Annotated in this window: 17 protein-coding genes; 2 read left to right on the plus strand and 15 right to left on the minus strand. The window is 65.5% G+C overall.

What is annotated here, in order from left to right:
• Positions 1–127: 127 nt before the first annotated feature.
• The 10 genes from EL255_RS15635 to EL255_RS15680 form a co-directional block, all read right to left on the minus strand.
• Entirely contained in the window at positions 128–850 is a 723-nt protein-coding gene (locus EL255_RS15635; RefSeq protein WP_042653995.1) for a copper homeostasis protein CutC, read from the minus strand.
• Positions 851–892: 42 nt separating this feature from the next.
• Complete coding sequence (locus tag EL255_RS15640) at positions 893–1,795, minus strand: ROK family protein (protein WP_042653996.1); 903 nt, start codon at positions 1,793–1,795, stop codon at positions 893–895.
• A 111-nt stretch (positions 1,796–1,906) separates the two neighbouring features.
• Positions 1,907–2,413 carry a GNAT family N-acetyltransferase gene (locus tag EL255_RS15645; protein ID WP_042653997.1) on the minus strand — a complete coding sequence of 169 codons (507 nt, stop codon included), beginning with the start codon at positions 2,411–2,413 and terminating at the stop codon, positions 1,907–1,909.
• Complete coding sequence (locus EL255_RS15650) at positions 2,401–3,210, minus strand: M48 family metallopeptidase (protein WP_042653998.1); 810 nt, start codon at positions 3,208–3,210, stop codon at positions 2,401–2,403. The genes EL255_RS15645 and EL255_RS15650 overlap by 13 nt, the downstream gene beginning before the upstream one ends.
• A 153-nt stretch (positions 3,211–3,363) precedes the next feature.
• Entirely contained in the window at positions 3,364–4,338 is a 975-nt protein-coding gene (locus EL255_RS15655; protein ID WP_042653999.1) for a PstS family phosphate ABC transporter substrate-binding protein, read from the minus strand.
• Between the two features lie 288 nt (positions 4,339–4,626).
• Positions 4,627–5,919 carry a phosphate regulon sensor histidine kinase PhoR gene (phoR, locus tag EL255_RS15660; RefSeq protein WP_042654000.1) on the minus strand — a complete coding sequence of 431 codons (1,293 nt, stop codon included), beginning with the start codon at positions 5,917–5,919 and terminating at the stop codon, positions 4,627–4,629.
• An 8-nt stretch (positions 5,920–5,927) separates the two neighbouring features.
• Positions 5,928–6,617: a phosphate regulon transcriptional regulator PhoB gene (phoB, locus tag EL255_RS15665; protein WP_042654001.1), complete on the minus strand. Its 690-nt coding sequence runs from the start codon at positions 6,615–6,617 to the stop codon at positions 5,928–5,930.
• A gap of 102 nt (positions 6,618–6,719) precedes the next feature.
• Entirely contained in the window at positions 6,720–7,130 is a 411-nt protein-coding gene (locus tag EL255_RS15670) for a VOC family protein (RefSeq protein ID WP_042654002.1), read from the minus strand.
• Between the two features lie 119 nt (positions 7,131–7,249).
• Positions 7,250–8,530, minus strand: coding sequence for a GGDEF domain-containing protein (locus tag EL255_RS15675; protein WP_042654003.1), 1,281 nt, complete (start codon positions 8,528–8,530; stop codon positions 7,250–7,252).
• 326 nt (positions 8,531–8,856) lie between these two features.
• Entirely contained in the window at positions 8,857–10,506 is a 1,650-nt protein-coding gene (locus EL255_RS15680) for a sigma-54-dependent Fis family transcriptional regulator (RefSeq protein ID WP_042654004.1), read from the minus strand.
• 262 nt (positions 10,507–10,768) lie between these two features.
• Here EL255_RS15680 and exaC point away from each other — a divergent pair, with 262 nt between their 5' ends.
• Complete coding sequence (gene exaC, locus EL255_RS15685) at positions 10,769–12,286, plus strand: acetaldehyde dehydrogenase ExaC (RefSeq protein ID WP_042654005.1); 1,518 nt, start codon at positions 10,769–10,771, stop codon at positions 12,284–12,286.
• Positions 12,287–12,376: 90 nt separating this feature from the next.
• Here exaC and EL255_RS15690 read toward each other — a convergent pair whose 3' ends face one another.
• On the minus strand, positions 12,377–13,171 hold the full coding sequence (locus EL255_RS15690) for an AraC family transcriptional regulator (RefSeq protein ID WP_042654006.1): 795 nt from the start codon (positions 13,169–13,171) through the stop codon (positions 12,377–12,379).
• Positions 13,172–13,266: 95 nt separating this feature from the next.
• Between EL255_RS15690 and EL255_RS15695 the strand changes: the two genes are divergently transcribed.
• On the plus strand, positions 13,267–14,166 hold the full coding sequence (locus EL255_RS15695; RefSeq protein ID WP_042654007.1) for a DMT family transporter: 900 nt from the start codon (positions 13,267–13,269) through the stop codon (positions 14,164–14,166).
• 79 nt (positions 14,167–14,245) lie between these two features.
• Here the strand turns inward: EL255_RS15695 and EL255_RS15700 are convergent, their stop codons facing one another.
• The 4 genes from EL255_RS15700 to EL255_RS15715 are packed head-to-tail and all read right to left on the minus strand — an operon-like array spanning position 14,246 to position 19,398.
• Entirely contained in the window at positions 14,246–14,938 is a 693-nt protein-coding gene (locus tag EL255_RS15700; protein WP_042654008.1) for a response regulator, read from the minus strand.
• Positions 14,939–14,941: 3 nt separating this feature from the next.
• Complete coding sequence (locus tag EL255_RS15705) at positions 14,942–16,507, minus strand: ATP-binding protein (protein WP_042654009.1); 1,566 nt, start codon at positions 16,505–16,507, stop codon at positions 14,942–14,944.
• Positions 16,508–16,524: 17 nt separating this feature from the next.
• Positions 16,525–18,075, minus strand: a complete 1,551-nt coding sequence (locus EL255_RS15710; RefSeq protein WP_042654010.1) for an NAD-dependent malic enzyme — start codon at positions 18,073–18,075, stop codon at positions 16,525–16,527.
• Between the two features lie 12 nt (positions 18,076–18,087).
• On the minus strand, positions 18,088–19,398 hold the full coding sequence (locus EL255_RS15715) for a 2-hydroxycarboxylate transporter family protein (protein WP_042654011.1): 1,311 nt from the start codon (positions 19,396–19,398) through the stop codon (positions 18,088–18,090).
• Positions 19,399–19,658 lie beyond the last annotated feature (260 nt).

A 19,658-nucleotide genomic window follows, 5' to 3' on the forward strand; every position in this document is an offset into this window, starting at 1 on the left:
ATCAGACTTTTTCCCGGGGTGCTGCCGGCGCCGGCCCTGATTTACCCGCCGGTGGGAGAGAGTTCACACCAGCCGGAGGCGAACGCCGCCCATTGGCGGCGATCTCCTCAAGAGCTAACCACTCTCGTCAGGCGTCCAGCAGCGCCCGCACCGCCGCCACCTTGGCGCCGTCGGTGATATTGACCCGGCCGTCGTCCGAGGTCCCCATGTTGACGCCGTGGGGTACCATGCCGCCGCGCCAGCCCATGCCGGACATATGCACCTCGCTCACCCCGGTGAACTCGAGGATGGTGCGCACGTTGTCCGCATTGACCCCGGCCCCCGGCATCAGGCTGGCGCGGCCCGCCAGCGTCTGCTGCATGGCCTGCAGGGTCTCCAGACCCGCCAGGGCGGTCGGTGCATGGCCAGAACTCAGGATCCGCTCACAGCCGGCCGCGACTATGGTCTCCAGATCGGCGCGCCAGTTGGAGCTGAGATCGATGGCGCGATGGAAGGTGACGCCGAGGGGGCCGGCGGCGTCAACCAGTTGCTGGAGCAAGGCGGCGGGCACCCGGCCGGCCTCGTCCAGCAGACCCACCACCACACCCTGCAAGCCGGCGGCACGGGCGGCGGCCACATCCAGCAACATGAGCTCGAATTCGGCGGCACTGAAACAGAAATCCCCGGCGCGGGGGCGGATCATGGCGTACACCGGGATGGTCGCGTGGCGCGCCACCTGTTGCATGAAGCCAAAGGAGGGGGTGAGACCACCCAGTCCCAGCGCAGAGCAGAGCTCGATGCGATCCGCGCCAGCCTGCTGGGCGGTAAACAGGGATTCCAGGTTGTCGATACAGATTTCAAGACGGGTCATGATGACTCCTTATTCCGGGGAGATCAGACCCTGTGTCTGATCTCATAAATTAAGCAGGGCCGCACCGCGTACCCCGCCGGCACCGCCGAAACGGGCCTGGCGGATCGCCGGCAGGGCGACGCCGGGCAGCAGATGGCCGGGCAGGCGCTGCGGCAACTGTTCATAGAGGGCGGGCAGGCCGCTGAGGCCGCCCCCCAGCACCACCACCTCGGGGTCGATCACCGAGATGGCGGTGGCGAGCCCGGCGGCCATGATCTCCAGCCAGCAGTCGATGGCCGCCAGAGCGCTGGGCTCGCGGGCATCGGCGCGGGCGACGATCTGGTGGCCGCTGGCCCGCTCGCTGTGGAAATGATGATAGAGCCGCTCCAGGCCGGTGCCGGAGGCATAGGTTTCGAAACAGACCAGGCGGCCGCAGCCGCAGCGGGGACGAGGCAGCTCGGGATACTTCATCAGGATGGTGGCCGGCAGCGGGTAATGGCCTATCTCCCCCGCCAGCCAGTTGCGCCCCTGGATGAGCCTGCCCGCCAGATAGACGGCGCCGCCGATGCCGGTGCCAATGGTCACCCCCAGGGCGCTCTCCGCCTCGGCGGCAGCCCCTTGCTGCACTTCGGACCAGAGGAAGCAGTTGGCGTCGTTGTCGACACTGACGGTACGACCCAGCAGGGTCGCCAGATCCGCCCCCAGATGACGGCCATGGATGGCGGGCAGGTTCGCGGCCACTATGCTCCGATCGTGGCGATTGAGGATGCCGGGAAAACCGATGCCGACCGCCCCTCTGGTGCCAAACCGGGCGTCGGCCTCCAGGGTCCTGGCGAGAATGAGTTGCTGCAATCCCTGATAGTCGTCACCCGGGGTGCTCATGCGCTCCTCGTGACAGAGATTCAAGCCGCCGTCATAGACCGCGAAGGCTATCTTGGTGCCGCCAATATCAAAGCCGTAATACATGCCCACACTCCCTTGCCGGTGAACCGGGTCACCTCAGTCTGTCCAGAAGGGGCACATTGTATTAATTCGCAAAAAAAATAAAGTGACCGGAGGCGAAAAACGGGAGCCAGCTCAAAGCAAACGGAACATTTGTCGCTGCAGGCAGGGTTGCCCGAAGCTCTGCAGGGTGCGCTCCTGACCATCGAAGATGAAGCCGCGGCGCTGGTAGAAGCGCTCCCCGATGTCGTTGCCATCGAGCAGCCACAACCTGACGCATTCGCAGCCTTCCCGGCGCATCTGCACCGCCACCGCCTGCCACAGCCGTTTGCCGTGGCCCTGGCACCAATGGTCGGGATGCAGGTAAAACGCCAGGATGCGGGCCGTCATCAGCGCCCCCTCCCGCGCCGGCTGCCAATAGAGCAGGCCGATGACCAGCTCCCCCAGGCAGAGCAGCATGGGATGGGGGCCGGGCTCGGCGAGCCGGTGGCGCCACACCCGCAGGTGCGCGGTGACCGCCAGCCGGGTCAGCGGCGCCTCCCCGAGCACCTTGCCATAGGCCGCCAGCCAGCTGGCCCGCTGCATCACCGTCATGGCGGCGGCGTCAGCGGGGCGGGCCATGCGCAGACTTATGCCTTGCACTGAGGAGTCAGACCTGCGGCACGGGCCTGTTGATACAGGGGCTGCGCCTCGGCCAGCTGGGCCTGCAGCTCGGCGATGCGGTTCTGATCACTGGGGTGGGTGGAGAGCAGCTGGGGCGGCGCCTTGCCACCGGAGGCGGCACTCATGTTCTGCCACAGGGGAATGGCCTGGGCCGGGTCGAAGCCGGCACGGGCCATCAGATCCAGCCCAAGCCGATCGGCCTCGCTCTCCTGCTCACGGCCATAGGGCAGGGTGATCCCCACCTGGACCCCGAGTCCGAGCGCCGCCATGGTGGCACCGCCGCCCTGGCTGCTGCCCAGGGCCACATCGGCCACCGCCAGCCCGATGCCGGTCAACTGATCCCGGGAGAGACGCTCGTTGGAGTGCTGGGCCAGCACATGGGTCAGCTCGTGACCTATGACGGTGGCGAGCTGATCCTGATTCTTGGCGACCTTGAGCAGGCCGCTGTAGACCCCGATCTTGCCGCCAGGCAGGGCGAAGGCGTTCACCTCCTTGGAGTCGAACACCACCACTTCCCAGCTGGTGATGCCGTAGCTGGCCGGCACCTGGGCGGTGATCGCCTTGGCCACGCAGGAGACATAAGCGTTGAGCCTGGCATCCTTGCTCACCTTCTCCTGCTTCTTCATCTGATCGAAGGAGTCGGCCCCCAGCTGGTTCATCTGCTGGGGGGAGAAGAGCAGCATCTGGCTGCGGCCGGTCGGCGACTGGGCACAGCCGGCCAGCAGCGAACCGCACAGAGCCACCAGGCCGATTTTGGACAGAGAAGAGGCGCGCATGAAGGGATCCTTTACCTTGAAGTTGCCCTATTTTCGGGAATGCCGCCGTCCGGTGCAAGCCGCCAGCCATGACATGCGACCAAAAAGATCCCATGGCGCCAATAAAAACGAGCCCGCATGGGGCTCGTTGTTCTGTACTGGCGAGGCGCTGGCTTACATCAGGCCCAGCTTCTTCAGGTCGGCCTGGACCACCTTGGCGGGGACAGGCACGTAACCGTCCTTGGCCACTATGGTCTGACCGGCCTTGGAGAGGATCATCTTCACAAACTCTTGCTCCATCGGGGAGAGCGGCTTGTTCGGATGCTTGTTCACGTAAACGTACAGGAAGCGCGAGAGCGGATACTTGCCGGTGATGGCGTTGTCAGAGGTCGCCTCGATGAAGGTCTTGCCATCCTTGGAGAGCGGCACGGCGCGCACGCCTGAGGTGACATAACCGATGCCGGAGTAGCCGATGCCGTTCAGGGAGGAGGAGACGGACTGCACCACGGAGGCGGAGCCCGGCTGCTCGTTCACGCCGCTCTTGAAGTCGCCGTTACACAGGGCGTGCTCCTTGAAGTAACCGTAGGTACCGGATACCGAGTTGCGACCGAACAGCTGCAGATCCTTGCTGGACCAGCTGCCATCCAGACCCAGATCGGACCACTTGGTGGCGGCCTTGGCTTCGCCGCACTTGAGGGTGCTGGAGAAGATGGCGTCGATCTGCGGCATGGTCAGCCCCTTGATGGGGTTGTCCTTGTTGACGAACACGGCCAGGGCATCGACCGCGACGCGGATGGCGGTCGGCTTGTAGCCGTAACGCTTCTCGAATGCCTCTTCTTCACCGGCCTTCATGGCGCGGCTCATGGGGCCAAACTGGGCGACGCCCTCGGTCAGTGCGGTCGGCGCGGTAGAAGAACCGGCGGCCTGGATCTGCACGTTGACGTTGGGGTACATGCGCTTAAATTCTTCGGCCCACAGGGTCATCATGTTGGCCAGGGTGTCTGAGCCGACAGAGGACAGGTTGCCCGAGATGCCGCTGGTCGGGGCGTATTCCGGCAGGTCTTTATCCACACCGGCAGCCAGAGTGCTGACAGAAAACAGGGTTGCTGCGGTGAATCCGATCACACCGGCCAGTTTGTTGAGTTTCATCCAATCTCTCCAAAATTACAGAAGGCTATTGCCAATACATGGCGCCGATTAACACTGTCTTGCGGTGGTCAACCCGACTGCATCAGTCAGATTGTTGAGTTTCATTCCCTACCCTCTCTCTCCAAAATGACAGAAGGTCTGTTCTTAAGACGGCGCCAGTATCTGACCTGGCAATGACAAATTTATGGATTTAATGTGACACTTTGATGACATGGCGGCAGATGCTGGCAGATGAGAAGGGGGCCTCGCAGAGGCCCCCTTGATGACACTAACGCATTGCTGCCGAGGCTATTTCACCACCATCCTCGCCGGGATGAGGAAGCTGAAGCGGCTACCGACACCGACCTGGCTCTCTATCTCGAGCTGGGCGTCGTGATGGCTCAGCGCGTGCTTGACGATGGCGAGGCCGAGCCCGGAGCCGCCGGTATGGCGGGAGCGCGCCTTGTCGACCCGGTAGAAGCGCTCGGTGAGGCGCGCCAGATGCTCAGGCGGTATCCCCTCCCCCTCGTCCTGCACCGCGAACAGCGCCATGGCCCCCTGCTTGCGCCACTCCACGCTGATCTTGCGACCCGCCGGGGTGTAGTGAATGGCGTTGTAGACCAGGTTGGAGACGGCGCTGCGCAGCTGATCCCTGTCCCCTCGCACCAGCAGGCCGGGCTGCACCCTGAACTCTATCTGGTGCGCATGCTCCCCGGAGAGCGCCCGCGCCTCCTGCTCCAGCAACCCCAGCATGGCGGGCATGTCCACCAGATGGGACAGATCCACGGTCGGGGCCGCCTCGATCCGCGACAGGGTGAGCAGCTGATTGACCAGATTGTCCATGCGGATGGTCTGCTCCATCATCACCCTGTGCGCCTTGGCCCACATGGCGGGGGGGGGCGGCTCCTCGGTCATCTCCAGATAACCCTTGAGCACGGTGAGCGGGGTGCGCAGCTCGTGGGAGACGTTGGAGACGAAGTGCTTGCGGGTCTTCTCCAGACTGCGCAGCCGGGTCACGTCACGCACCACCAGCATGGCCTGATCCTCGGCGTAGGGCATGATGCGAAACTCGAGCGATTTCTCCTCGTTGATCGGGGAGTTCATCTCGAAGGGTTCGTCATACTGCCCCTTGCCGAGGTAGGCGACGAAGGCGGGATTGCGGATCAGGTTGCCGATGTGCTGACCGGCATCCTCAGGCCAGCGAAAGCCGAGCAGTTGCTCCGCCAGCCGGTTGCACCAGAGGATGCTGCCATCGGTGCGAAACACCACGGCCGCATCGGGCAGCGCCTCGGCCCCCTCCCGAAAGCGGCGGATCAGACCCGCCAGCTCGCGGCGCCGGGCCCGGTGGCGCTGCTGCAGCTTGTAGATGCCGTTGAAGATGTATTCCCAGCTGCCGCTGCCGTTGGGGGGCACCAGGCTGCGATCGTGCCACAGCCAGTCCGACAGCCGCTTCTGGAAGCGGTAGTGCCAGCCGAGGTGCAGCAGGGTGGCTAGCAGCAGGCAGAGGGTGAGGTAATTCGTCAACCAACCTACCAAGACGAAGGGGGCGTAGAAGAACGCCATTCGCCACAACTGTCGCCGCCAGGCGTAAGGTTGCAACATGTTAGCCCCTAGAGACGGGTTGAGAAGCGATATCCGGCTCCACGCACCGTCTGGATCAATCTGTCGTGCCCCGTCTCTTCGATCGCCTTGCGCAGGCGACGGATGTGCACATCCACGGTTCTGTCCTCCACATACACATTAGTACCCCAGACGTTGTTGAGCAGTTGCTCGCGGCTGTAGACCCGCTCCGGGTGCGTCATGAAGAAGTGCAGCAGCTTGAACTCGGTCGGCCCCATGTCGAGCGCCTTGTCTTCGGCGCTGACGCGATGGGAAACCGGATCCAGCTTGAGCCCCTGCACCTCGATCACCTCGTCCACCGAGGTGGGGGAGACCCGACGCATCACGGCATGCAGCCGCGCGGTCAGCTCCTTGGGGGAGAACGGCTTGGTGATGTAGTCGTCGGCTCCCGCCTCCAGACCGCGCACCTTGTCCTCCTCCTCGCCACGGGCGGTCAGCATCACCACCGGGATCTGGCGGGTCACCTCATCCTGTTTGAGTTGCTTGATAAACTGGATGCCACTGCCACCGGGCATCATCCAGTCCAGCACGATAAGTTCCGGGTAGGGCTCACGCACCTTCGCCAAGCCATCGGCATAGTCTTCCGCTTCAATCGTCTCATATCCTTTTTGCTCGAGCACGAAGCAGAGCATTTCGCGGATTGGTGCCTCGTCCTCGACCACCAGAATTCGCTTAGCCATATCCCTTCTCTCTCCTCTGTGAAGATGGGTGCGCCAATTATTAGAACTTTCTGTGACACTTTTATGACTTTATGACAGGCAGGATGATAAACGTTTTCAGTTTCAGTTGGCAGCGACGCGTTGCAGCAGGTCCCAGCGGTTGCCACTGAGGTCCTCGAACACCACCACGGTGCCATAGGCCTCGACCCGGGGCTGTTCACAAAAGTGCACGCCATAGGCCTGCATCCGATGGTAATCGCCCCAAAAATCGTCGGTCTCGAGGAACAGGAAGACCCGGCCACCGCCCTGCCGGCCGATGGCGGCCTCTTGCTCGGGATTGGCGGCTCGCGCCAGCAACAGCGCCGAGCCGGAGGCGCCCCTGGGGGCGACCCGCACCCAGCGCTTGCCGGGCTTGCCCGGCTCGTCGAGCGGGCTGTCTTCCAGCAGGGCGAAGCCGAGCCCCTGGGTGAAGAAGGCGATGGCCTGGTCGTAGTCGGCCACCAGCAGGGTCAGGGCGCCAAGGTGTTGCGGCATGGGGATGTTCCTCGTCAGATGAGCCGGGCGGCGAGCGCCTTCATTGCGGCGCAGCATAGCGGGCTTTTGCCCGCAGAGGCCAGCACGGCCAGTGCATTTGAGGGCACCACCGCGCGCCCTTACCCCACCTCGACCCGGTTGCGCCCCTGCTTCTTGGCCCGATAGAGCGCCTCGTCGGCCCGCTTGAGCACACTTTCCAGCGGATCGCCGCGCCGCTCCGCCACCCCGAAGGAGGCGGTGATCTTCAGGCCCCTTGGCCAGTGCGGATAGCCGACCAGCGCGGCCCGCAGCCGCTCGGCCAGCGCCAGCGCCTTGGCCTGCTCATGGTGCAGGCAGACCAGCACGAACTCCTCTCCCCCCCAGCGCACCAGGCGGCAGAGGCTATCGCAGTGGCGCAGCACCTCGCTCACCATGTGCTTGAGCACCTCGTCCCCCATGGGGTGGCCATGGTTGTCGTTGACCCGCTTGAAGTGATCGATGTCGATATAGATAAAGGAGAGCGGTATCTCGCCGAGCTCGCTGAGCAGCTTCTCGCCGCCGAACCGGTTGAGGGCCCCGGTCAGGGGATCGTAACGGGCCTCCTCCTCGGTGCGCCGACTCTGCTCGCTCAGGCTCTGGCTAAGCGCCTCGGCCGCCCGCCGCGCCGCCCTGGCCTTGCGCAGCCGGTCCCGCATCAGCAGATGCTGCACCAGAAACAGCGTGAGCCCGTAGGCCAGCCAGCTCAGCAACAGGGGACGATAGAAGGAGCCAGCCCGCCCCCAGCGGCCATAAAACTCCATCTGCTCCAGCGCCAGCCGGTAGTGGCCGGGCTTCATGCCGACACCGGAGGCGATCTCGATGGCAAAGACGTGGTGCAGATCCGGCCCCTGCTGGGAGAGCGGGATCTTGTATTGCTGCACCCACCAGGTGGCCGGGGTAAACACCTTGAGCGGCACGTCCTGGACACGGCCGTAATCGTCGGGGCGGAAGATCACCTCGTTGAACTTGTGGGAGGTCTCATCCCCGGGCTTGGAGTAGGCGGGGTGATAGTTGCGCAGATAGAGTCGCCATACTTGCTCCCCCTCGCCCTCGACCCGCAACTTGATGCGCACCCCGTCGAAATGGGAGAGATCGATTCCCTGCTCGGGCTTGGCCAGGGTCAGAGCCAGCTCACAGAAGGGAAATTCGTAGCCGGCGCGCAACTGGCAGTCGATAGCGGGTTGCTCCCGTGATGGGAGCAGGGAGGTGACCGAATGGCCCCCCAGCGGGCGATCATCATGCACGGTGACGGACAGTTCGGCATTCGCCACCATCTCCAGCCGTCGATCCGGCCCGAATTCAAACAGCAGGATCGCCAGCAGGCTCAATACCAGCAACACCCAGAACAACAGGTTGGTCACGCGAGAATAGGAAGGAAGCATATGTATCACGCCTAAACAGGACTCTTACTCTACACCTTCCGATCCGGCTCCAACCTGATCCGGATCCGAAGGTTATTACACGCGCCGCCGCGGGCGCCATGGGCTAACGGGCCGCTGACATGCCTAGGGGCATGCGGGGCCGCCGCTCCCAGACGCAGGGATAACCCTGCTTGAGTTCCGTTCGGAATCAGATCCATGCTCGGGGTGGGAGGGAGCGGGCCAACGTCTTGATATCTTTACCACAGAGCACTCCATGCTACGGAAAAATAAAGAGAAATCGTCTTGCGCCCCATAGTACACAAGGCGGGCAGGAAGCGATAGCGCCCTCAGCCGCCCGCTCGCAGCGTCCGGTAGAGGGTGGTGCGGCTGATGCCGAGTCGGCGCGCCGCCTCGCTCACGTTGCCGTCACACGCCGCCAGGGTCTGCTGCACCCGCAGCCGGTTTTGCTCCCTCAGGGTGACGGCCTCCCCCACACACTGGGCTCGCGACAGCGTCTGCTCCTCGGGCAGATGCAGGTGCGAGGGCAGGATGTTGCCCAGCCCCTCCGCCAGCACGCAGGCCACCTCCAGCACCTGCTTGAGCTGACGCACGTTGCCGGGCAGGGAGTGGGCCAGCAGCTGGCGCTCGGCGGCCTCATCGAGCCGCAACGCGGGATCCATCTCCCGCAGCAGGTGCAGGATCAGGGCCCTGCGCTCGGCCAGCGGTCGCGCCCGCAGCGGCGCAAGTGACTGGCGCCAGCCGCAGATGCGGTAGTAGAGATCCTCGCGAAAGGTGCCGGCCTGCACCATGGCGGCCAGATCCCGGTGGCTGGCGCTGACCAGCCAGAAGTCCACCGGCTCGGGTCTGTGGCTGCCAACCGGGGTGACGGCGCGCTCCTGCAACACCCGCAGCAAGCGGGTCTGGGCCGACAGCGGCAGCTCGCCGATCTCGTCCAGCATCAGGATGCCGCCGTGGGCGGCGCGCAGATAGCCCTGACTGCCCTGGCTGCGGGCGCCGCTGAAGGCCCCGCCCACGTAGCCAAACAGCTCGGCCTCCACCAGCTCCGCCGGCAGGGCGCCGCAGTTGACGCACAGCAGCGCCTTGTCCCGTCGGCTCGACTGGCGGTGCAGGATGCGCACCAGGTGTTCCTTGCCGCTGCCGGTCTCCCCCTCGACGAGCAGGGAGATGCCCCGCTCCAGCATCTTGAGCGGCACCGATGCCGCGTCCTGACGAGGCGCCACGACGGGCGCGGGTTCGGGCGCCAGCCGCAGGCCACGGCGCTCGCGCAGCAGTTGTTGCCCATCGAAGGGGTACTGGCCGAGCCAGAGTCGCCCGGCCCGGTTCGCGCCGAGCAGTTCCCCCGCCTCCCCCAGCAGCAGCCGGGCGGACCAGAGGCTCTGGGGCTCCAGATCCACCAGCCAGCCCGGCTGGCGGGCCAGCAAGGCGTTCTCGAGCGTCATGGCCAGCAGCCGCACCGTGCCCAGCATGTCGCCGTCGTGGTGCGCCGCATCGGTGGAGATGTCGAGCACCCCGAGCAGACTGCCGTCCGGCCCGAGCAGCGGGCTGGCGCTGCAGCTGAGGAAGCTGTGCTGGGCGAAGAAGTGCTGGGCCCCCAGCACCTGCACCTCGCTCTGTTCGGCCAGCGCGGTGCCGATGGCGTTGGTGCCCTTGCTCGCCTCCCCCCAGCGGGCGCCGCTGCGCAAGAAGATGCGCTCGGCGTGACGGGCGAAGCCATCGTCGCCGCTGGCGGCCAGGATGGCCCCCTCGGCGTCACACAACAGCAGCCGGCAGGGTCGCCCGGCCAGCAGCTGGGCAAACAGTGGCAACACGAAACGCTGGAAGCAGGCAACGAGCCCCTGGCTCGCCTCCAGCCGGGCCGACAGCTCCCCCTGGGGCAGCAAGTCCAGCTCGGTGCTCTGCTGGCGGCTGAGCCCCTGATGCAGGCAGCGCTGCCAGGAGCGTTGGATGGGGCCGGCAAATTGGGGTAACTCGATCATCACGCCTCCTGTTCATAAAGGGCACAGTGTCGCGGTCACTGTCCAGAAACGGCACAGGCTGGACGCCGCCACCGGGCTCACTGGTTAATCAAGATACGACGCCACACCCCGCTTGATAACGTTTTTGTAACTTTTATCCTGCTGGTCAGACCCTCTGGCATGACCCTTGCGATAGCTGATGGGTGACTGCGTCAGGGAACAGGCATGACAGCCGGAGTGCCCAGGCACAACCGATCAGGACCACACACATAAGGACGTCGAGATGATTTATACCGCCCCCGGCCAGGCAGGTGCCCTGGTCAGCTTCAAGTCCCGTTACGACAACTTCATCGGTGGCGACTGGGTCGCCCCCCGCGCCGGCCGCTACTTTGAGAACATCTCGCCGGTGGATGGCAAGGTGTTCTGCGAGGTGGCCCGCTCCGACGCCGCCGACATCGAACTGGCGCTGGATGCCGCCCACAAGGCCTTTGCCAGCTGGAGCAAGACCAGCGTCACCGAACGCAGCAACCTGCTGCTGCGCATCGCCGATCGCATCGAGCAGAACATAGAGCGGCTCGCCGTCGCCGAGACCTGGGAGAACGGCAAGGCGGTGCGCGAGACCCTGGCCGCCGATCTGCCGCTGGTGGTGGATCACTTCCGCTACTTCGCCGGCTGCATCCGCGCCCAGGAGGGCTCGGCCGCCGAGCTGGATCAGAACACCGTCAGCTACCACTTCAAGGAGCCCATCGGGGTGGTCGGCCAGATCATCCCCTGGAACTTCCCGCTGCTGATGGCGACCTGGAAGCTGGCGCCTGTGCTGGCGGCCGGTTGCTGCAGCGTGCTCAAGCCCGCCGAGCAGACCCCGGTCACCATCATGCTGCTGATGGATCTCATCAAGGACATACTGCCCCCCGGCGTGGTCAACGTGGTCAACGGCTTCGGTGCCGAGGCGGGCCAGGCGCTGGCCACCAGCGATCGCATCCAGAAGCTCGCCTTCACCGGTTCGACCGAGATCGGTGCCCATATACTGCGCTGCGCCGCCGACAAGATGATCCCCTCCACCGTCGAGCTGGGCGGCAAGTCTCCCAACATCTATTTTGACGATGTGATGAGCCACGAGAGCCAGTACATCGACAAGGCGGTGGAGGGCATGCTGATGACCTTCTTCAACCAGGGCGAGGTGTGCACCTGCCCCTCCCGCGCCCTGGTGCACGAGAAGATCTACGACGATTTCATGGAGCGGGTGCTGGCCCGCACCCGTGCCATAGTGCAGGGCAACCCGCTCGACACCGCGACCCAGGTGGGGGCCCAGGTCTCCCGCGAGCAGTACGACAAGATCCTGAGCTACATGGCGATAGGCCGGAACGAGGGGGCCAGGATGCTGATCGGCGGCAACGCCGCCAGGGTGAGCGGGCTGGAGGGGGGCTTCTACATCCAGCCCACCATCTTCCACGGTCAGAACAAGATGCGGGTGTTCCAGGAGGAGATCTTCGGCCCGGCGCTCGGGGTCACCACCTTCAAGGACGAGGCGGAGGCGCTGGCCATCGCCAACGACACCCAGTACGGGCTGGGGGCGGGTCTGTGGACTCGGGACAGCAACCTGGCCTGGCGCATGGGCCGCGGCATCCAGGCCGGTCGGGTCTGGGTCAACTGCTACCACGCCTATCCGGCCCACGCCGCCTTCGGCGGTTACAAGAAGTCGGGGATCGGCCGCGAGACCCACAAGATGATGCTGGATCACTACCAGAACACCAAGAACCTGCTGGTGAGCCACGACATCAACCCGCTCGGCTTCTTCTAGCCAGGCAGTCGCTCATCTCAACAGACAAGGGCGCCTTAGGGCGCCCTCCCTTTATCCGTCGATCTCATCCCGACTGACGCCAGCCAGGGCTCAGCCCCCTGGCTGGGCTAGCTGCTGACGATAACGCTGGGGGGAGCAGCCCAGCTCCCGGTTGAACATGGCGATGAAGGCCGAGGTGGAGCCGTAGCCGAGCCGCCAGCCAATCTCCTGAATGGGCAGCTCCCCCTTGAGCCAGGCCAGCGCCTTGAGCAGCCGCAGCCGGGCCCGCCACTGACCGAAGTTCATGCCGAGCTCGCGCACGCAGCGCCGGGCCAGGGTGCGCTCGGTGCTGTGCAGCTGCTCGGCCCACTGGGCCAGGGTACGGGGATCGGCGGGATCGCTGCGCAGGGCCGCCAGCATGGGGGCCAGCAGCTTGTCCTGGCTCATCGGCAGGTAGCTCTCCTGGCAGCGGGTCCGGCTCAGTTTCTCCACCAGCAGCTCGGCCTGGCGCCTGTCCCACTCGTCCTCCATGTGCCCCAGCCGCCTATCGCAGAAATCCGCCAGCATGGCCCGGATCAGCGGCGTCATCTCCAGCAGCCTGGGCTCCGTGGGTAGCCGGGCGGCCAGGCTGTCGTTGACGTAGATGGAGGTGTAGTCGAGGGCCTGCTGGTTGTAGGAGGCGTGCTCCAGCCCGGCCGGCACCCAGATGAGGTAATCCGCCGGGGCCAGCAGCCGCTGCTCGTCCAGCACTATCTCCATCACCCCCAGGCTTATCATGCTGAGCTGACCCCAGGGGTGGCTGTGGGAGGCGCAGGCGCTGTCGGCCTGGATCTGCTGATAGCGCAGGTAGAGCGGATTGGGCTCGGCCAGTTCGGCATCCTGGCGCTGATGGGGACGCGGCTGCATGGGTTGTCCTTTCTGCGGGATAGATTGTCAGTTTTACGTTACTTGCCAACAAAAAGACAATAGTAGACTGATGGCCTGATGCTAAGGAGTCTTTAATGCGTATCTTCTCCCCCCTCCTGTTCCCCCTGATGGCGGTGCTGATCTGGGCCACCAACACCGTGGTCTCCAAGGCCGCGGCCGGTGTCGTCGATCCCGCCGCCATCTCGTTCTACCGCTGGGTGCTCGCCGCCCTAGCGCTCTCCCCCTTCTGCCTGCCGCAGCTGTGGCGCCGCCGCGCCGAGGTCCGCCTCTGGCTCGGCAAGCTGCTGGTGCTCTCCCTGCTCGGCATGGTGCTCTACCAGTGTCTGGCCTACTACGCCGCCCACAGCACCTCGGCCACCAACATGGGGGTGATCGGCTCATTGCTGCCGCTGCTCACCCTGCTGATCGGCGCCTGCTTCTTCGGCCAGCGGCCCGGCAAGCAGGCGCTGGGGGGCATGAGCGTCTCCCTGTTCGGGGTGTTCTGGCTGCTGAGTCAGGGTCAGCCCCTGGCGCTGCTGCATAACGGCATCAACCCGGGGGATGGCATGATGCTGCTGGGGGCGGCCAGCTATGCGCTCTATGGCCTGCTGATCCGCCGCTGGCAGCTGCCGTTCGGCCCCTGGCTCAACCTCTATGTGCAGATCCTGCTGGCGGTGCTGCTGCTCATCCCGGTCGCCCTCAGCGCCGACTCGCTGGCGGTGCCGCGGGAAGGCTGGAGCATGGTGCTGTTCGCCGGGCTGGCCTCCTCCCTGCTGGCGGCCTACTGCTGGATGCGCGGCCTGGCCAGCCTCGGACCTGAGCGCACCTCGGTGTTCATGAACCTGATCCCGCTGTTCACCGCCATGATCGCGGTCACCAGTCTGGGGGAGCCCATCCACGGCTATCACCTGCTCGGCGGCGGCCTGATCCTGGGGGGGGTCATGTGTTCCCAGTTCAAGCCAAGACGGCGCGCGCCCCAGCTGGAAGGGGCCTGATCCCCGGCCACACCAAGGGTGCCGGGTACAGATAAACAACAAGGGAGCCGAGGCTCCCTTGTTGTTTATCCTGCTCGCCTCAACCGGGGCGGCGCCAGTGATAACGCCGCTCGGGGCGGCCGCGCTGGCCGTAGTTGAGATCCACATCCAGCTTGTCTTCGGACTCCAGAAACTCCAGGTAACGGCGCGCCGTGGTGCGGCTGAGCGACAGGCGCAGCGCCACCGTATCGGTGGAGAAGGCCTGGTCCGGCTCCCCCGCCAGTAGCTCCAGCACCTGGCGCAGGGTGATGGCATCTATGCCCTTGGGGGTGTCGCGCACCTCCCGCGGCTGAATGCGGCCCTTGCCCATCAGGCGGTCGAGATCGCTCTGCTCCAGCAGGCCGCGCTCGCACAGGCGCCGGTGCAGGGTCAGGATCTCGTCCAGGCTCTGCTGGATGCGAAACAACCGCAGCGGCTTGATGATGTAATCCTGCACCCCCAGGTTGAGGGCCTGCTGTATGGTCTCCACGTCGCAGGAGGCGGTCACCATGACCACATAGACCTCGCGATTGTGGCTGCGCAGCCGGCTCACCCACTCCAGGCCGGAGCCATCCGGCAGGGAGATATCCACCACCAGCAGCTGGGGCTCGGTGGCGCGCATCATGAGATCGGCCTGGGCCAGGCTCTCTGCCCGGCCCAGCAGGGAGTAACCCGCGGTCGAGGAGATCAGCTCGGCCAGGATGGCGCCGATCCGCTCGTCATCCTCGATAACAAGAGTGAAAATTGGCTTCATCGCTCACACCAATTGGTTTTTATTCAAATAGATACCGAACAATGTCGTCTGCTCGGCGGTGCGTCGCCATTCTATCACACCCCCACGGCGGGCCACCGTCTTCTTGACCAGAAAGAGACCTACGCCGTGATCGCCGATCTGGCGGCTGACGCCGTAGTCGAACAGGTGATCCGCCAGCGCCTCGTCCACCCCCTCACCGCTGTCCTCCACCTCGATCACCAGCCGCCGCCCGAAGTCGTCGACGGAGAGGAGCACCCTGGGGGGGCACTGCTGGCGGTTGGCCCAGGCCGCGCGGATGCCGTTGTCCAGCAGGTTGCCGAGGCAGGTGATGAGATCCGCCGATATCTCGGCCGAGTACTCCCCGAGCGCCGAGCCGGGATCCAGCACCAGCTCGACCCCCAGCTCCCGCGCCCGGCTGAACTTGCCGAGGATGAGCCCGGCCACCGGTTTGTTCTCGATGGAGCGCAGCAGATCCTGCAGCATGGTCTGGCAGGCCTCGTTTTCCTGCTGGATCAGCTCCACCGCCTCGTCCACGTGGCCGAGCTGCAGCAGGCCGGAGAGGCTGCTCAGCTTGTTGGCAAACTCGTGGGTCTGGATCCGCAGCATCTCGGCATACTGGCGCAGGTGGGTCACCTGCATCCCCAGGCTGCCGGTGCCATCCGGTCGGCTGAAGATCAGCATACGGCCCGGCTCGCGGCCGCTGAGATCCTGCCAGTGGCCGACGAACGCCTCCCCCTGCACGGTGAAGTTCACCCCGCCCTGCTGGTTCAGGGCCGGCAACAGGCTGGGGGCCAGCTCGGCCAGGGATTGCCCCAGCAGGGCGTGGCGGCCGGTACCCGGCAGCCGCAACTGGTAGAAGGCCGCGCTGTTGAGCATCTTGATGCGATGGTTGCCATCGAGGGCCACTATCCCCTCCGAGATGCCCTCCAGCACCAGGTCCTGCTGGGCGAAGCGGTTGACTATGGTCTCCGGCTCCAGATCCAGCAGGGTGCGCCGCAGCCGGTGCTGCAACCAGAACGCCAGCAGCAGGCCGCAGCCCAGCACGGCGCCGATGGCGCTGATGAGCAGGGCGATCCTCTCCAGATAGATGCCCTCCACCGTCTGCATCAGGTAGCCCACCGCCACCGCGCCTATGGCACGCCCGTCCGCCCCTATCACCGGCGAGAAGCAGCGGATGGCCGGGCCGAGGGTGCCCGCATCCTTGGAGCAATAGCTGCGCAGCTCATTGATCACCGGCCAGATGTCCTCGCCGCGGAAGGTCCCGCCGACCAGCTCGGGGGACGGGTGGCTCAAACGGCGGGCATGTTCGTCGGTCACCACCATGTAGGCGGCATCGGTGCGGCTGCAGATCCCCTGCACATAGTCGCGCAGGCCGGGATCGCTGCCCTGCTGCAGGGCCTGCACCACCCGGGTGTCCGCCGCCAGCACCCGCGCCAGATCGCTGCCCTTCTCCTGCAGGTTGCTCTCCAGCAGGTGGCGGATGAAGAGGGCGAGCAGGCCCCCCAGGATCACGATCAGCAGCAGTGACAGCCCGAGGGAGAGGGTGACCAGTTGGTGGCGCAGTTTCATCGATTAACCTTGCAGCGTCAGGAGGCGGACCAATAGTGCGGGCGCCACCAGGTCTGGTCAATAAGCGGCGCGGGATCGCCGCTGAAATCGGCAAGCCCCTCGTCCCGGGCACAGAGCGCCACCGCCCTGGCCACGGCGCGGGCCACCTCCCCCACCTGCTCGATGGGAGGCAGCAGCCGCCCCTCCGCCAGCGGATAGGCCCCCACCGCCCGCACCGCCGCCTGCAACATGCCATCGCTGATGCGGCGCGCCTTGACGGCGCAGGCACCGAGGCCGATGCCGGGGAAGACGTAGACGTTGTTGCACTGGGAGACCACCCGCGCCTCCCCAGCCACCTCGACCGGGGCGAAGGGGCTGCCGGTGGCGAGCAGGGCGCGCCCGGCGGTGGCCTGCCACACCTGGGCCGGCGTCGCCTCGGCGCTGCGGGTCGGGTTGGAGAGCGGCAGTATCACCGGCCGCTCGCACACCGCCCCCATGGCGCCGAGCACCTGCTCGGTGAAGAGGCCACCCTGGCCGCTCACCCCGATCAGCACCCCGGGGCGCAGCCGCGTTATGAGCTCGGGCAGGGAGGCGCAGGCCTCCTCCGCCGGGCGGGCGAAGGGCCGCTGGGACGGCGTCAGGTTGGCTCTGTCCAGGCAGACCAGGCCGTCCTGATCGAACAGCTGCACCCCCTCAGGGTTGCCCGCCAGCTGGGCCAGCATGGCGGCGATGCCGCAGCCCGCCGAACCCGCGCCGACGATCAGCACAGGGGTCTGTGCCAAGGTGCTGCCGGCCTGCTGCAGGCCGGCCAGCACGCAGGCGGAGGCGACCGCCGCCGTGCCCTGGATATCGTCGTTGAACATGCACAGCTCGTCTCTATAGCGGGCCAGCAGGTTGGCGGCGTGCTTGCCGGCGAAGTCCTCGAACTGCAACACCACCTGGGGCCAGCGCCGGCGAATGGCCGCCACCACCTTGTCCATGAAGTGGTAGTAAGGCTCCCCGTCCACCCGTGGCGCCTGCCAGCCGAGGTAGGAGTCATCCTCCAGCAGCTCCGGGTTGTTGGTGCCCACATCCACGCACAGCGGCAGGGTGCGCGCCGGGTTGATGCCGCCGGCGGCGGAGTAGAGCGCCAGCTTGCCGATGCAGATCCCCATGCCGCCGATGCCGAGATCGCCGAGCCCCAGCACCCGTTCACCGTCGGAGATGACGATGACATCCACCTCCTGCTCCACCGCGGCGAAGATGTCGTCGAGATCGTCCCGGTCGTGCCAGGAGAGGTAGAGACCGTGGCTGCGCAGGTAGAGATCGCTGTGCCGCTGGCAGGCCTCACCCACCACAGGGGTGTAGATGATGGGCAGCAGCTCCGGCAGGTGGTGGCGCACCAGATCGTAGAACAGCACCGGGTTGTCCTCCTGCAGCTGGCGCAGCAGCAGGTGCTGATCGAAGGGGCTCTGCATGGCCGAGACCAGGCGGTAGATGCGGCGGCGCTGCTGGGAGAGTGACTCCTCCTTGTGGGGCATACGCCCCATCAGGCCTTGTCGCTTGCGTTCGGCATAGGGCAAGCTGGTGCCCATCATGATGTCGTTCATTGTCGATTCCTTTTATGCCAGCAGCGAGATGAGCAGGGTGGCCAGGATCAACATCACGGCCCCCCCGAGACGGGAAGAGATCTGGGCAAACGGCATCAGCTTCATGCGCTGGGCCGCCGACAGCACGGCCACGTCGCCGGTGCCTCCCATGTTGGCCATGCACAGGCCGCCGGTGATGGCCGCCTCTATGGGATAGAAGCCAATCATCCGCCCCACGATGGCCGCCCCCAGGGCCCCGCCGACGACGGTGACCAGCACCATGATGAAGTAGTTGACCGAGAAGGCACCGATAAGCTCGGGGATGCTGGTGTAGGCGACGCCTATGCCCACCAGCAGGGAGGGGGTGAGGTTGCTCACCACGAATTGGTACCAGTCGGCAGCCGCCTGCTCGTAGCGGCGCGGCAGCACGCCGCTCACCTTGATGATGGCCACCGCCAGTATCATCAGGGCGAAGGGGTGCATGGGGATGAAGTTGCCGAGCAGGGAGCCCAGCACGAACATGCTGGAGCTGATGAAGAGCCCGAGGCCGAGGCTCTCCAGGGTCGGAGCCTGGACCTTCTCGTCGGCCACGCTCTCGCCGCTCTCCTTGATCATCAGCTTGCCGTTGCCGGTCAGGGAGGGGTAACGACGGCCGAGGCGGGCCAGCATGGTGCCCACCAGGATGGCCAGGGTGTTGGCGATCACCACCGCCGGCACCATGCGTGACAGCAGATCGGCGCTGGACATCTGCAGCGGGCCAGAGAGGATCTCCACCAGCGGCACGGCGCCGGCACCCATGCCGCCACCCATGATGGGCAGGCCGATGAGCAACACCGCGTTCTTGAAGCCGTAGCCCAGCAGGGAGCCAACCAGGCCGACGCTGAGCAGCGCCAGGGCCACGCCCCCCAGGATCACCGGCAGGTAACGCATGGCGGCGTTTTTCAGCAGGGCGCCGCTCATGCCGAACACAGATCCGGTCACCAGGCTGGCGATGAAGAAGTTGAGGAAGCCCCCCTCCTTCATGAAGCCGATGATCACCTGACCCGCCTCGATTGGCAGGACCCGGTACTCAAACAGCGCGGCGCCGCCGAAGATGGCGAGTATGGTGCCGCCCCCCAGGTATTCGCGGATGGGGGTGATGCGCTCGCCGAGCTCGGTCAGCAGGGTGCCGAGCACGAACATCAGCGCCAGGGCGCCGACCATGCCGAGCGGCAGGGAGCCGTTCCAGCCGGAGAAGAGGACGCAGGTGGCCAGCCCGAGGAAGATCATCATGGGCATGCCGGCGATCTGCTGGTCGCTCCAGGCGACCTTGGCTTGTGCTTGGGGGGTAGAGAGGTTTTTCATTGTTATGCTCCAGCGTGTGGTGTGGCGCTACTCTAGTGATCCCCCCCGGCGCTGTCGGTTAGCAGGCTTGCAAAGCCATATAAAAACATTGAAACCTTAAGCACCATTCAGCACCGGACGCCGGCCCCGCCAAATGCCCTCGCCACCGCCTCTTTTTTTGTGCCTCTCGCCGCCGCAACCTTAATGTGAGCTGAATCACGCTTTACTTAGCCTGCTAAATAAATATAATGCTTAGCAGGCTAAGTATATGAGGTGTCTGC

This window comes from Aeromonas encheleia, assembly GCF_900637545.1.
Taxonomy (GTDB): Bacteria; Pseudomonadota; Gammaproteobacteria; order Enterobacterales; family Aeromonadaceae; genus Aeromonas; species Aeromonas encheleia.